The sequence below is a fragment of the Bradyrhizobium sp. LjRoot220 genome, from assembly GCF_964252915.1.
Taxonomy (GTDB): domain Bacteria; phylum Pseudomonadota; class Alphaproteobacteria; order Rhizobiales; family Xanthobacteraceae; genus Bradyrhizobium.
Genome location: NZ_CAXUPS020000004.1, coordinates 176,769 through 190,794 on the forward strand (window position 1 = coordinate 176,769; position 14,026 = coordinate 190,794).

At 65.8% G+C, this 14,026-nt stretch carries 15 protein-coding genes; 10 read left to right on the plus strand and 5 right to left on the minus strand.

From position 1 onward, the window contains the following. Positions 1-116 precede the first annotated feature (116 nt). From ACSQ84_RS19190 to ACSQ84_RS19205, 4 genes are all read left to right on the plus strand, one after another. Positions 117-866, plus strand: a complete 750-nt coding sequence (locus ACSQ84_RS19190) for a transposase (protein ID WP_436213283.1) — start codon at positions 117-119, stop codon at positions 864-866. Positions 867-1,152: 286 nt separating this feature from the next. Continuing rightward, positions 1,153-1,731, plus strand: coding sequence for a hypothetical protein (locus tag ACSQ84_RS19195; protein WP_436213284.1), 579 nt, complete (start codon positions 1,153-1,155; stop codon positions 1,729-1,731). Positions 1,732-1,862: 131 nt separating this feature from the next. After that, on the plus strand, positions 1,863-2,309 hold the full coding sequence (locus tag ACSQ84_RS19200; protein WP_436213285.1) for a transposase: 447 nt from the start codon (positions 1,863-1,865) through the stop codon (positions 2,307-2,309). A gap of 528 nt (positions 2,310-2,837) precedes the next feature. Then, on the plus strand, positions 2,838-3,323 hold the full coding sequence (locus ACSQ84_RS19205; RefSeq protein WP_436213286.1) for a GNAT family N-acetyltransferase: 486 nt from the start codon (positions 2,838-2,840) through the stop codon (positions 3,321-3,323). 71 nt (positions 3,324-3,394) lie between these two features. Here ACSQ84_RS19205 and ACSQ84_RS19210 read toward each other — a convergent pair whose 3' ends face one another. After that, positions 3,395-3,694: a hypothetical protein gene (locus tag ACSQ84_RS19210; protein WP_436213287.1), complete on the minus strand. Its 300-nt coding sequence runs from the start codon at positions 3,692-3,694 to the stop codon at positions 3,395-3,397. Positions 3,695-3,859: 165 nt separating this feature from the next. Here ACSQ84_RS19210 and ACSQ84_RS19215 point away from each other — a divergent pair, with 165 nt between their 5' ends. Then, positions 3,860-4,486: an HAD family hydrolase gene (locus ACSQ84_RS19215; RefSeq protein ID WP_436213288.1), complete on the plus strand. Its 627-nt coding sequence runs from the start codon at positions 3,860-3,862 to the stop codon at positions 4,484-4,486. A 122-nt stretch (positions 4,487-4,608) separates the two neighbouring features. On the opposite strand, the gene ACSQ84_RS19220 is transcribed toward ACSQ84_RS19215, so the two are convergent. Both ACSQ84_RS19220 and ACSQ84_RS19225 read right to left on the minus strand, forming a co-directional pair. After that, positions 4,609-5,160 (minus strand): hypothetical protein, encoded by a 552-nt coding sequence (locus ACSQ84_RS19220; protein WP_436213289.1) that lies wholly within the window; start codon positions 5,158-5,160, stop codon positions 4,609-4,611. 43 nt (positions 5,161-5,203) lie between these two features. Next, entirely contained in the window at positions 5,204-6,943 is a 1,740-nt protein-coding gene (locus tag ACSQ84_RS19225) for a YadA-like family protein (protein ID WP_436213290.1), read from the minus strand. A gap of 328 nt (positions 6,944-7,271) precedes the next feature. Here ACSQ84_RS19225 and ACSQ84_RS19230 point away from each other — a divergent pair, with 328 nt between their 5' ends. The 4 genes from ACSQ84_RS19230 to ACSQ84_RS19245 all read left to right on the plus strand — a co-directional run bounded on the left by ACSQ84_RS19230 (position 7,272) and on the right by ACSQ84_RS19245 (position 10,546). Beyond that, positions 7,272-8,483 (plus strand): molybdopterin molybdotransferase MoeA, encoded by a 1,212-nt coding sequence (locus ACSQ84_RS19230; protein ID WP_436213291.1) that lies wholly within the window; start codon positions 7,272-7,274, stop codon positions 8,481-8,483. A 240-nt stretch (positions 8,484-8,723) separates the two neighbouring features. After that, positions 8,724-9,428 (plus strand): transcriptional repressor LexA, encoded by a 705-nt coding sequence (lexA, locus tag ACSQ84_RS19235; protein ID WP_436213292.1) that lies wholly within the window; start codon positions 8,724-8,726, stop codon positions 9,426-9,428. A 318-nt stretch (positions 9,429-9,746) separates the two neighbouring features. Next, a complete protein-coding gene (locus tag ACSQ84_RS19240) occupies positions 9,747-9,986 on the plus strand; it encodes a hypothetical protein (RefSeq protein ID WP_436213650.1) in 240 nt (79 codons plus the stop codon). Between the two features lie 137 nt (positions 9,987-10,123). Then, the gene (locus ACSQ84_RS19245) at positions 10,124-10,546 is read left to right on the plus strand and encodes a hypothetical protein (RefSeq protein WP_436213293.1); all 423 of its coding nucleotides are present in this window, start codon (positions 10,124-10,126) and stop codon (positions 10,544-10,546) included. Positions 10,547-10,591: 45 nt separating this feature from the next. On the opposite strand, the gene ACSQ84_RS19250 is transcribed toward ACSQ84_RS19245, so the two are convergent. Both ACSQ84_RS19250 and ACSQ84_RS19255 read right to left on the minus strand, forming a co-directional pair. Then, a complete protein-coding gene (locus ACSQ84_RS19250; protein ID WP_436213294.1) occupies positions 10,592-12,907 on the minus strand; it encodes a ComEC/Rec2 family competence protein in 2,316 nt (771 codons plus the stop codon). 290 nt (positions 12,908-13,197) lie between these two features. After that, positions 13,198-13,560 (minus strand): SPW repeat protein, encoded by a 363-nt coding sequence (locus ACSQ84_RS19255; protein WP_436213651.1) that lies wholly within the window; start codon positions 13,558-13,560, stop codon positions 13,198-13,200. Between the two features lie 253 nt (positions 13,561-13,813). On the opposite strand from ACSQ84_RS19255, the gene ACSQ84_RS19260 reads away from it, so the two are divergent. Next, positions 13,814-13,996 (plus strand): hypothetical protein, encoded by a 183-nt coding sequence (locus ACSQ84_RS19260; protein WP_436213295.1) that lies wholly within the window; start codon positions 13,814-13,816, stop codon positions 13,994-13,996. Positions 13,997-14,026: the final 30 nt, after the last annotated feature.

Consider the following 14,026-nt stretch of genomic DNA (forward strand, 5'->3'; position numbering starts at 1 on the left):
AAGCTTGGCGCAAGCGGCTCGGGCGGCTCCGCCGCCCGTCGGCCATGTCTTGATTACGTGATTACGGTGACAGTGCACTCAATTGACGCGTCGCCCTTTCGCAGCCATCATGCCGTATGGCCCGCCTCGCCCGTGTCGTCATCCCCGGTCATCCGCACCATGTCACGCAGCGCGGCAATGGCCGCGCGCGGACTTTCTTCGGCGACGGCGACTATGCGCTCTATCGGGACCTGCTCGCCGAAAATTGCAGCAATGCCGCCGTCGAGGTGTGGGCCTGGTGCCTGATGCCGAACCACGTGCACCTGATCCTGGTGCCGTCCGATCCCGACGGGCTGCGCCGCGCGCTGGCGCGTGTGCATCGAAGCTATGCCGGAATGATCCAGGCGCGGCGCAAGCGCAGCGGCCATTTCTGGCAGGGCCGGTTCGGCGCCGTCGCCATGGACGAGCCGCATCTCGCCACGGCGCTGCGCTACGTGTCGCTCAACCCGGTACGGGCACGGCTGGTGGAACGGGCGCAGGATTGGCGCTGGGCGAGCACGCGCGCGCATTTGCGCGGCACGGACGACGGCCTCACCGAGTTGAAGCCGATCGGCGAGCGCTTCCCCCGCTTCGCCGATCTGCTCGAAAGCGAACCGGAGGCAGACATGGTCGCGCGACTCCGCGCGGCGGAGAGCATCGGCCGGCCGCTCGGCGACGATCGCTTCCTCACCCGGATCGAACGATTGACCAAACGTTCCCTCAAGCCGGGCAAGCGTGGTCCGAAGCCGAGTCGGAAGACCGTTAACGGGCGCATTAAGTGCACTGTCACCGAAACTCGAAATTCGAGCACTGTCACCGAAATACCGAAATTCGGGCCACCTCGCTGATCGAGGACAGACGGCGATAGCTCACTTTCATTCGAGGGATCGGAAAATGCGGACCGGAAAGGGCCGAGCAACGTCAGATGGCGGGTTGCGGCGCGGTATGGATGGGCGCGACCGGACAACCCGGTTCCTGATGCGGAACCACGATCCAGATCAAGATGGGCGCTCGACAGCCGCCCCAGGAATTGCGGTAAATTGCTCAGCCCGTTGCTAGGCTGGACGCTTCGCGGCTGGGTGCCGCGATCCCAACGCCGCCGCTTGCTGTTCGGTGATCCGGAGCATATCACCAATGAATCGCTGTCTCGCTGCTTTCGCAATCGCCGCCAGCCAGTTCGCACCGGTTGCGCACGCCAACGATGCGCTGGAAGCCAAGTTGCGGGCCTACGTTCCGGTCGTCTCCCTCGCCAAAGTATGTGACCTCAGGATCAGTGACGCCACCTCGGGTGAGCACCGCGCCATGCTCCAGGCGGTGAAATCCGACCCGAAGGCCGACAAACTCGCCTACCGTCTCCATTACGAAACGCAGACGGCCTACATCAAGGCCCGCGACGGAGGTCAACGGGTCGCCTTCTGCAAGGACTTCATCGCAGCCAACAGCCAATACGCCAAGGCGCGCTTCACCGCCGTGGTCGAGGACCTCATGAGCGACGTCAGCACTAGTGTGCAGAAAGCGATTGCCCATAACGTCTGCGGTGCGCCCCCCGTCAAGCTATCCAAGGCCGACTGGAAACCGTACGCGCAAATCAAAAAGATGCTTCAGACCGAGCATAAGTCGGCCAAGGAAAACGCCGAGACCAACGGCTGGAACGTCACCGAGGAAACGACGGCGGTCACGGAACAGTTCTGCGCGGCGGTAAAAACCCAATGACAACGCCGACGCCAATCAGTGAGAGCTTGGGGCTGCCAGCACGGTCACCATTGCGACCACCTCGGGCTTTGCGCCGCCCCCTTCATGAAGCACCGGGACTTCTCTAACTGGAAAGCGCCCTCCGCCCAGTCATGACCGCCGCGCGTGAAGCATCGAACCCGCGCGCCATCCAGGCGCGGCGCAAGCGCAGCGGCCATTTCTGGCGGGGCCGGTTCGGCGCCGTCGCCATGGATGAGGCGCACTTCGGAGCGGCGCTACGCTACGTGTCGCTCAACCCGGTGCGGGCACGGCTGGTGGAGCGGGCGCAGGATTGGCGCGGGTCGAGCACGCGCGCGCATCTGCGCGGCAGGGACGACGGCATCACGGCGCTGACGCCGATCAGGGAGCGCTTCCCTCGCTTCGCCGATCTGCTCGAAAGCGAGCCGGAGGCGGACATGGTCGAGCGCCTTCGCGCGGCGGAGAGCGTCGGCCGGCCGCTCGGCGATGATCGCTTTCTCACCCGGATCGAACGATTGACCAAACGTTCTCTCAAACCGGGCAAACGTGGTCCGGAGCCGTCCAAGCCGGAAGACCGTTGACGTATTAAGTGCACTGTCGCCGATACCGCCCAGGCAATGACGATTGGTGTGCGTCGCGAATGGGAACTGAATCACCCCTGGTTCCCTCGCCGTCCCGTAGTACTACCGGCGCAAATCATCGAGATACCCCTGCGTCTCTGCGATCGGATTCAGAATCGATTCAAGAATTGGCGTCACAACGACCGCATGAAAACAATTCGCAGATTTCTCGCTGACGAGACCGGCGCAACCGCTATCAGCACGTCGCTGAAGTGACGCTGCCGCGGATCGCCTAATCCGTGATGTGGGTGAGCGGTTCCCTGTCGTTTTCAGGAAACCTTCGATAACTACCCGCCGAGGATGGCCCCTCATCCCAGGCGGATGACCACCTTCAGGCCGTCCTTCTCCGGAAGGGCGGCTTCTTTTTTGCGCTTGCGGGCCTGGCAACGCCGAGCTGCCTGCAAATCCAGGATTTCTCCGATACCGGCATTTCGCTACATTGGAGTCACTCGCTACGGGCGGCCATGCCCGAGTCGAATGGGGGCATAGATGAGCGATAGCGATGAAGTGCGGATCGAGGCGGCGCCAGCCGCGACCGACGAGGTGCGCCTGCTGGTCGGCGAACTCGAGGCCGTGCTCGCGGCGGAATACCCGCCGGAGCAGCGCCATGGATTTTCGATCGATGCGATCTTTCAACCGCACGTCCGGTTCTTCCTCGCCCGGCGGCAAGGGGCTGCGGTGGGCTGCGGCGGCGTCGCCCTGTTCCCTGACTACGCCGAAGTCAAACGGATGTTCGTGCGCGGCGGCGCGCGGGGCCAGGGCGTCGCCGACGCCATTCTCGCGCGGATCGAGGACGAGGTGCGCGGCGCCGGACTTTCCGTGCTGCGTCTGGAGACGGGAACGCGCCAGATCGCGGCGATGCGGCTCTACATACGCACGGGCTTCCGGGAGTGCCCGGCGTTCGGGGATTACGCGCTGAAGGCCCCGCAAGCGATCGCGGCGAGTGTGTTCTTCGAGAAGTGGGTTGGAGTGTAGGCAAGCCCTCATGCCGGCCACTTCCCCGCCTCGTTCAAGCCCGCTTTGCCGGCGGATCGCTTCCATTGACGTTATTTTGCGGTGGTCTCGGTCTTGACGTCTGTCTTCGCGGCCTTCGGCTTCGCCGGCGCCTTGGCCGCGGCTTTCGGGGCAGCGCTGTCGCTGCGCACGGTTCCCCAGGGATCCCCGCCCTTTTGTTCCGGAATATTGCCCAGCGACCTCTTGTAGGCCCGCTCGGCCTCCTTTTCCGCCGCGATATCCGATCGCGTCTTCTCCTTGTCCTCCTCCCCGTATTTTTGAATGGGTTGCTGTTGGGCCCACGCCGGCCCGGCCAGCAAGACCATCACAGCCACGATGCCGATCTTCTTCATGCCATCACTCCCCGGATCCTCGGCCAAAACGTTGAAGCAGGACTTAGCACAGCTCGCGGGGCGGCTTAAACGATGGATTTGCCTGCAAAGTGCCGGCGAAACATGCAACCCGGCTGGCCACGGCCGACCGTTGCTCAGGCCGGTCCAGTTTTGTAAACCTCTGGCATGAACTCCCCGCTCCTCCCCACCTCCGCCGACGCCCTGCTGTTCGATCTCGGCCGCGTCGTCCTCGATATCGACTTTGGCAAGGTGGTGGCCACCTGGGCCGGCCATGCCGGCTGCGAGCCCGCGCACCTCGTCGAGCGATTCTCGCCCAATGACGCCTGGCATCGTCACGAGCGGGGCGAGATCAGCGACGCCGAATTCTTCGCAGGGCTGCGAGACTCATTGGGTATCGGCATCTCGGACGCCCAGTTTCTCGAAGGCTGGAACGCGATCTTCGCCGGCGAAATGCCCGACATCGCCGCATCGCTGGCGCGCGCCGGACAACGCCTGCCGCTCTATGCCTTCTCCAACACCAATAACGCGCATGTCGTGCATTTCAGCCAGGCCTATGCCGGCGTGCTCGGGCATTTTCGCGAAGTCTTCCTGTCATCGACGATCGGGCTGCGAAAGCCGGATGCGGCGGCCTATGACCATGTCGTCAAGGCGATCGGCGTGCCCGCTTCGCGCATCGTGTTCTTCGACGATTCCGCCGCGAACATCGAAGGCGCGCGGGCGCGGGGCTTGACCGCGGTGCATGTGACAGCGCCGGATGACGTCGCAAAGACGCTTGCCGCGCTCGGGATTTAGCCAAGCTGCCTATGTTGTCCTGATCCCCGCGCAACTGACCGCCGAGACATAACAGAGCGTCGCGAACATCACCTTCATCGAGTTCTTCGTCGGGTAACGTTCTTGGTTGCTCGGGGGCCGGTCTATTTGGGCTGCTGGTGGTCAGCCGGCTTGTTGTCCGCCGGCGCGGGCTTGATGGCGGGCTGTTTCGCGGCTGTTGCAGCGGGCTGCTTTTGCGCAACGGGCGGTTCGGGCATCGGCGCGACGGGCCCGCTCTGCCCGATCGACACCGAGATGCCAAACAGCCGCCATTGCCCGTTCACTGGCGCGAACGACAGATCGAAATTGACCTGGCTCGGCACCGAAGGAAAGAAGCCGGCCATATGCAATAGCCCGTTGGCCTCGATCTGCGGCAGCAGATTGAGCTGCGGATCGATCACGGCGACGCCGGAGAGGTCGAGATTGTCGCCCCGCAGCTTGGCGAAGATTTCACCGAGCCGCGCTGCCGAGTTGGTTTGAAAGCCGGGCGCGCCGATGTCGCGCAGCACCGTGTAATTGCCGGTCTTGTTGGCCTGATCGAGCGCCAGCAGCGACGATCGAACGAGGATCAGCACGCCATTGCGATCGATCTGCGCGGGTTTCGGCGCTTGCGCATGACCGGCGGACACGCTCGCAGCCATGACGGCCGCAATCATCAGAACCCGCCAGCGAAATTGTTTTCCTCTCACCACCCTGTCGTCACCACGCGACCGTCAGTCCGGCGCGGCCGCCGACGCCGCCTTGCGCGAAGCCGGCGGCAACGCCGCCATTGAGGACCACATGGTCGCTGAGGCGCATTTGAGCTCCGAGGCTCATGGCATTCTGCCCGCGGAACGTGCCCCAGTTGGTTGAAATCGCGAATTTCTTGTCCGACGGCAGCGCGGAGCCGCCCATCGCGATCGCGACCGCGGTACCCTCGAAGGCCTGCCTCATCTGCGTCTGCAGGGTCGCGACGTCGCCCTGCAGGACCGCGACGTTGCCCTGCAAAGTTGCGACATTGTTCTGCAGGCCGGAAATATCCGGTGCGCTGTAGCTCGACACGGCAAGATGGCCGTTGGCGTCACTGGTGACGAACGAGATCGGGCCGGTTTGCGCCGCAAGGCTGGCCGCCGAGGTGATGCCGGACATCCGGTAGGTGTTCGAGGTGGTGCCGATCGAGACCTGGTTGGCGACGCTGGTGGATGCGCCGTTGCCGATCGCAGCCGAGTTGGCCGCGAGCGCCTGGCTGTTCGGACCGAGCGCCGTCGAATTCGTTCCCGTTGCGACCGCGCCGTCGCCGAACGCCGCGCCGCCGTTGGCAGCGGAGGCCAACGCGCCGACCGCGACCGAACCGGTCGCCACCGCGCCATTGCCGATCGCGATGGCGTTGGCGCCGGTGGCGGCAGCATTGTTGCCGACGGCGACCGCGCCAGTCGCGGTAGCCCGCGCACTGGCGCCGACCGCCGTGGCACCGGTGGCGCTGGCGAGGCTGGCCTGGCCGATCGCGGTGGTGGAGGCACCGGTAGCGTTGCTGCCTTGACCGAAGGCGCTCGCGGTCGTGCCATTGGCGATGCTGTCCTGGCCGGTCGCGGTCGCGCTGGCGCCGTTCGCCCGGCTGCTTCGGCCGGTCGCGGTCGCATTGTCGCCGTTGGCAAAAGCGCTCGCGCCCGTCGCGGTAGCGCCCGCGCCAATGGCCGAACTGAAGGCCCCGGTCGTGGTGGCGGAAGCGCCGGTCGCGGTGCTGGAGCCGCCGGCCGCGGTGGCGAAGTTGCCGCTCGCGGTGGCGCCCGCGCCCGTTGCCGTCGCAAAGTTACCGCCGGCGGTGCTGAACACGCCCGTCGCGGTGGCTTGTGCGCCGTTCGCCGTGCTGGCGTAGCCGGTCGCGGTCGCTTGAGCGCCGTTGGCGTGGCTGCTCACGCCCGTGGCGGAAGCCTGATCGCCGTTGGCAAAGCTGCCCGTGCCGGTCGCGGTCGCGCCGACGCCGGTCGCAACACTGCCCGAGCCGGTCGCGGTGGCCAGGGCGCCGTTGGCCTGACTGCCCACGCCGGTTGCCGTGGCTTGTGCGCCGTTCGCCTGGCTGTTGACCCCGGTTGCCGTCGCGAAGTCCCCAGTGGCAGTGCTTAGGGCGCCGGTCGCGGTCGCGCTGCCCCCGTTCGCGGTCGTGCCGTTCCCGTACGCTGTCGCGAAGACGCCGGTCGCGTTGGCGCCGGAGCCGATCGCCGTAGCGTTGCTGCCGCCCGGAACGACGGCCGTGCAGTCTCCCGCCAGCCCCGTCACGGTGGAGTAGCATTGCGCGAACGCCGGCGAGATGCCGAGCACGGTCATCATCCCGGCCACCGCCGCGAGGCTGCGCAAGGTGCCGCCGCACAGCATGCTGCTCGCCAGCAGGCTCGCCCGGCGGTCGGATGGAAGAAGCACACCGGCGTGCAGGGAGACCGAAACCGTTGCCGTCGCTATCATCGTCCGCCCCGCATTCGCGCGAAACCGGCTCAAGTAAGCCAGCCCGTGGCTGGCCAAAACCTTGGCGCCCACACCTCAACTGATGGAACCCTAACCGAATCGCAGATGCGAACAAATCGCTGGCGCGGTCCATGACGGTATCCGCCTGATGTCGTGAGCGATTACGGAGCGATGTTGCCGTTCAGCAACAAGATGGCGACGCGGCTCTCTCCACGCACGCGTTCAGCCCGCGCGTTTTGCCTCCGCCCCCGCTCTCCGTTATGAAAGCGCTCAACGATCGCCTCCCCAAGCCGAACTCAGATTGGATCGCGATCGAGGAGAAGTGCCCGTGGCCCTGATGCCGGTTGCCGATGCCCTCAGCGCGATCCTCGCAGGCGCAGATCCCCTGCCCGAAGAAATCGCCGCACTCGACACCGCCTGGCATCGCGTGCTGGCGCGCGACCTCGCCGCACGGCGCACGCAGCCGCCGCAGGCGATGTCGGCGATGGACGGCTATGCGGTGCGATCGGCTGACACCGCCGACCTCTCCGCGCGGCTGAAGGTGATCGGCGAGGTCGCGGCCGGCCGCCCGTTCGAGCGCAAGGTCGGCGCCGGCGAAGCGGTCCGGATTTTCACCGGCGGCGTGATCCCCGAGGGCGCCGACGCCGTCATCATCCAGGAAGACACGGCTGCCAGCGGCGACCACATCACCATCACGGAAATTGCAAAACCGGGACGGCATATCCGCGCCGCCGGCGCCGATTTCCGCGAAGGCGATGTGCTGCTCACCAAAGGAAGCCGCCTCACCGAACGCGATCTGTCACTCGCCGCCGGCATGAATTATCCGGAGCTCGCCGTGCACCGCCGCCCGAGGGTGGCGGTGCTGGCCACCGGCGACGAACTGGTGATGCCCGGTTCCGATCCCGGCCCCGGCCAGATCGTCTATTCCAACGGCTACGCGCTGCGCGCGCTGGCGCGGGCCGAGGGCGCCGAGACCATCGATTTCGGCATTGCCGCCGACACGATCGATGCGACCACCGACGGCATCCGCCGTGCCCGCGCATCGGGCGCCGACATCCTGATCACGATGGGCGGCGCCTCCGTCGGCGACCACGACCTCGTCAAGCGCTCGCTGGAGGCCGAGGGCGTCGCGATGGCGTTCTGGCGGATCGCGATGCGCCCGGGCAAGCCGATGATGCACGGACGGCTCGGCGCGATGCGGGTGATCGGCCTGCCCGGCAATCCGGTCTCGTCCTATGTCTGCGGCTTCCTGTTTCTGGTGCCACTGATTCGGGCGCTGTCGGGCCGAAATACCGTCCATCACGTCCGGGAGAGTGCGCTGCTCGGCCGCGATCTTCCCGCCAACGACCAGCGCGAAGACTATCTGCGCGCACGGCTCGAGCGGCGCCAGGATGGCGCGTTGATCGCGGTGCCGGTGAGCCACCAGGATTCCTCGCTGCTGGGAAATCTCGCTGCGGCACGGGCGCTTTTGATCCGTCCGCCGTTTGCGCCGGCGGTGCCGAAGGGGATGCCATGCGAGTTCCTGCGCTTGCCGGAATGATGCACCGCGCAACGGCGCCGTCTGGCGAAGTCGGCGCGCGTTCACCTGAAATTAAGTGGTTGCGGAACATGTATCGAACATATAGTGTCCGTTCATGATTTGTTTCGAGGACTAGTGTCTTTAATTGGGAGTTTTGGACTCCGAATTTAGGGACGCCTCTCGCGACTGAAGACCACGAAGTTGAAGACCACGAAGTTGAAGATCACGAATTACGACGCGCCAACCGGGGGATTGCTCGAGATGCTTACGCGCAAACAGTATGAACTTCTGCGTTTCATCAACGAACGGCTCAAGGAAGCCGGCGTGCCGCCCTCCTTCGACGAGATGAAGGATGCGCTCGACCTCAGGTCCAAGTCCGGCATCCACCGCCTGATCACCGCTCTGGAAGAGCGCGGCTTCATCCGCCGCCTGCCCAACCGCGCGCGCGCCATCGAAGTCATCAAGCTGCCCGAGCTTGCCGGCAGTAACGGCAACGGCCGCCGCGGCTTCACGCCCAGCGTCATCGAGGGCACGCTCGGCAAGGTTCGCGCCGCCAGCGCGCCCGCTGCCGATGATGGCGAGCGCCCGGTCGCCGTACCGGTGATGGGCCGGATCGCCGCCGGTACGCCGATCGAGGCGCTGCAGACCCGCAGCCACACCATCAGCGTACCACCTGACATGCTCGGCTCCGGCGAACATTACGCGCTCGAAGTACGCGGCGATTCCATGGTCGACGCCGGCATTCTCGACGGCGACATGGCGCTGATCCAGCGCAACGAAACCGCCGACACCGGCGATATCGTGGTGGCGCTGATCGACGAGGAGGAAGCAACCCTGAAACGCTTCCGCCGCCGCGGCGCCTCGATCGCGCTCGAGCCCGCCAACACCTCCTATGAAGTCCGCATCCTGCCGCCGAACCGGGTCCGGATTCAGGGCAAGCTGATCGGGCTGTACCGGAAGTACTGAGCGCGGCCCGCTTTCGCGGCCGTCAGTGGCGTCATTCCTCATCCCCAAGTCGTCATGCCCGGCCTTGAGCCGGGCATCAACGTCTTTGGTTCATCTCGAGGAAAGGCGTGGATGGCCGGCCATAGGCGAGCGGAAGCGACGCCGTCCTTCAGACGGCTATGCCCGGCCATGACGAAGGGGGTGCGGCGCGCAGGCGCTCGTCCCACAATTGCCCAGAACACGGCAAAAACTGGCGTGACGTTGGTTGGTATGACGCGTTTTCTTCAGCTTCGCTGGAAACGCCCTAGCCCCGGGGGGAAACGAGACGTGGTCAGCAACATGATCACCAAAATCACCTGGCAACGCGCGGGACTGGTGACCGAGCCGGGCCGCTACATGCTCCGGTTCGGCTGGCTGACGGTGACCGCCGACGACCTCGCAATCTGGCAGCAATATCCGGAGGCCGCCTTCACGCTGGTCGAATTGCCCGACATTGCCGACGACGGCCGGGAGCAATTCCATCTCGGCGCCTTCGAACTGCCGCTGCCGCCGACGGGCGAAGATTCGCAGCCGCCGTAGCGTGTTTGTGATCGGGCGCGCCGGCCTTCAATTGGCAAACGCGCAGAACAGGAATAGACTTTGGCCAAGTCCACTCTGATGGAGGCCAGCGCCTCGAGGGAGGCACGGGTCTCTATCTCTTACGAGGGAGCGATCCGATGTGTGACTATAGTCTGCACGCGATGGCAACGCGTCCTGCCGAGGTCGGCGAGACCCTGATATCGACCACGTTCCGCGGCACCTCGACCCGCGGCTTTGCCAGCGAGCGCGACCCCGCAGTCGCGGTCTGCATGCTGCCCGGGACCGAACTGGCCTTCGCGCAAGACGTCAAATACGACAACCGCTGGATCTGGACGCGGACGGTCGGTTTTCGCGTCGGCAAGTTCAACACCATCAATCCGCATATAAGGGAACGTCACCACGACGCGATCGAGTTTCCCGACGGCAGCCATGTGCTGGTGACACAGCTTTGCGAGGGTCAGCGCGTCACCGTGCTGCAATTGCCGGTGACGAATCCGGCGCCCGAGCGCACGACGACGCAGGCCGACGCAGCCCCGGTGGCCTGGCTTCCCACCGGCTGAACGCGGCGCCGGTTGCGACACGGCCGGCGCGCCAAGGAGCCAACACTACTCGTCCGCCTGCAGGTCGGCGTCCGACGGCGTGGCGTCGATGGCGCGTGGCCGCACGGGCCGCTCGCCCGTTGCGCGCGGCGCGAGGATAGTTGTCTCCGCCTCTCCCTCGCCCGCGATCGCCGGAGACCACGGACGGTCGACGCCTCTGGGCTTGACGGCATCGATGGTAAATCCACCGCCGTTTCGCCGCAGCGCCAGCGCGCCCAGCCGCCGCAGGCGCTCGGCATCGATCACCGCGGCCCCGCACGCCGTCGGCGCCGGCCTTGCGGTCACCAGCAGGCCTGCGCGTTCGCAATCGTCCGCCAGCGCCTCCGGCCGGAGCGCCAATGCGACGAACCCGCCGCCGGCCGCCTGCGCCACGCAGCCGCCCTCGTCGCATGAGACGCCCGCGGTGAGCGAGGCATCGGCAGGCTTTCGCGCGTCGGCATCCGCCGCCAGCCATTCCTTGACAAGGAAGCTATCCCTCGAAGCTCCCCTGGCTGCGCGCATCAGATGCAGTTTGCCGTCCTGGCCGCGGACACCGACATTGCGGCCGTCGGCCGAAATGAGGATATCCGGCTGCGGCACCCTCGCCGCCCATACCGCGGCAAACAACACCAGAGCCGCGCCAGCATAGCGCAGCGGCGTCCGCAACAACCCGAGCACGATGATCCCGACACTGGCCGCGATCAGCGGGCCGATGCCAAACGCCGGCACGCGGCCGACCGCGCCCGGCAAGGCGGCGACCCATTGCGTGACCACAATCATCCAGTCGATGCCGACGCCCATCGCCCACCAGCAGATGCCGTCGAAGCCGAACGGCATCAGGGCGAGCCCGAGCAGACCCGCCGGCATCACCAGCGCCGAGACCACCGGCATCGCCGCCAGATTGGCGAGCACGCCATAGGGCGTCACCCGGTGGAAATGAAACGCCGCGTAAGGCGTGGTGGCGAGGCCCGCCACCAATGAGGCCAGCAGCAGCATCGTGAGCTCGCGGCCGCCCCACAGCGCCACCTGCGCGGTCGCGGAATGATCCGGCTGCGCGAACAGGCGCGGCATGCCGAGCTGCACCAGCGCCACCAGCCCAAGCGTCGCCGCAAACGACATCTGGAAGCTCGGATGCACCAGGGCTTCCGGCGCCATGGTCAAGACAATGAGGGCGGCAACTGCCAGCGTTCGAAACGTGATGGCGCGGCGGTCGACCATCACGGCGATCAGCACCACAGCCGTCATGAAGAACGAACGCTGCGTCGCCACTTCAGCCCCCGACAGCAGCAGATAAAATGCCGACGCGGCGAGTGCCGCCACCGCCGCCCATTTCTTGATCGCAAAGCCAACCGTAAGCGTTGGGAACAGCGCCAGCAGCGCCCGCACCGCAAAGAACACGACGCCCGCGACCACAGCCATGTGGTAGCCGGAAATCGACAGCACATGGCCGAGGCCGGAGATGAACATCGCATCGTTGACGGGCTCGGAGATCGCGTCGCGCCGGCCGGTCAGCAGCGCGGTCGCAATCGCGCGCTTGTCGCCTTCCAGCGTGGTCCTGATCCGCGCATCGATCGCGTCCCGCATGCCCTGCATGACCGCCGAATAGCGCAGTTTCAGGCCGCCTCCATCCGGCGCCTGCGCGGTCTTGATCGCGCCCATCACGAAGCCGGAGGCGCCGATGCCGGAAAAGAACATGTCGCGGCCGAAATCGTAACTGCCCGGCCGCAACGGTGTTAGCGGCGGCAACAGCCGCGCTTTCAATTCGACAAAGCTGCCGACCGCGGGCGCGGTGCCCTTCTTGACCGACAGCCGCACGCGTTCAAGCTTGGTCGCGCCGCGCGCGCTCTCCATGGTCACGACGCGCAAGACAAAACGGTCGGTGCGCTCGCGGATGTCGCGGGTTTCGACAAAGCCGGTCAGCGAGACCGAGAACATCGGCCGCGCAAGCACGCCATGCGCGATCCGCGCGGTTTTCCAGGTCGCAATCGCAAAGCCGGCGGCGACGGCGGCGATCATCACGGCGACCGGAAACGCCTTGTGCCGCCGCAGCAAGAACGCCGCCGCGCACAGCGCGATGGCGGTGACGGCCGCGACCGCCAGCACGGGCTCATGATCGGCAGCAAAATAAAAGGCGATGCCGGTGCCGAACGCGACGGGCACCCAGGGCAGCAAACGCCCGGCCCCCGCCTCCGCGCGCGCCCATGCGCGCAAGGTCTCGATGAACGGCGGCAGGGCGCTGACGCTGATCGGCGCATAGCCGCCCGCCGGCGCCACCGCCTGGCGCGGCGGCCAGGTTCCGGCGTAGCCTCGTCTGCCGCCCGGCGTGCTGCCCTGCTCCGCCATCCCACGCCTTGGAGTATCCCTGTTTTCACAAAGCTACTGGAAGTGGCTATCCGCGGGATAGTGGAACAGATGCGGAATGCGGAGGAAAGAATGTCCGCCGTTGTCGGGCCGATTGAGCCGAAAATCTCAGAAGGTGCCGGCGTGATTGGGGATCAAACTGCCGTCGCGCCTCCGCTGCCACCTTGCACTGACGCGGGCCTTGTTGTCCAGATCATGCTCAAGTCAACGCCCGACGCTCCGACCGCTACCCGATAGTGGTCGGGCCGACGGGGCGACTAACTCCCTCGTCCTCAGCCGGCGCCGTGATGCCAGCGATCGTGCCACCAGGTGCTGAAATCACGATCCGTCATCAGCTCCCAGGCAGCAAACAGGATCACCAGTAGGCCCGACAACACGCTGTTCACCGTAGCTGCGCCCGGCTCGTAGCCGACCGTCCACGGTGCTACCACGAGCGCCAGACCCAGAAGCATCTCTCCCCATTCCTCCAGATAGGACGGAATGATGAAGGCCTCGACGGCAAACAGGATGACGCCCAACCCGAGCGCGATGGTTAGCCAGACGGCTACCCCGGACATACCCAGGGCAAACGGCGAAACGACCAGCCACGCGCCCACCACCAGGCTGGCAACGTCCTGCCAGTGTTGAATACGCATAATGCTCACCTCCCTCTCCCATGGATATGGTGGTGCGGCACTCAAAGCGTATCCGTCCAGCCTGCGTTGTGTTGCCGCTGCTATTGCCCCCGGAGCCACCATCCAATCCCGGCAGCCCACCGCCCGGAAAGCGCTCTTGCAAGTGCGCCGCAGCAGGATGCACACTGGGTGCGCTTGACCAGGTGTCAACGTCTACGGCTCTCAGTTCGACTGGAATTCACGGTTGCGCTCAGAACGAGAGGAGCATGACGCCATGCGAGAAATCGAAATCCGCGACTATGCGCGGCAGTTACTGGAAGCACATGGTGCCAAGGCCATTGCGGAAGCCGCCCAGAACGCCATCGAACTCGAGGCAAAAGGCGAGGTCGAACTGGCCAGAACCTGGCGGCATATCGAAGATGCGATGAAGATCATGCGCGGGCCCCACCAGAGCTGAGGCTACCGGCGCGGCAACGCAGAACGTGGG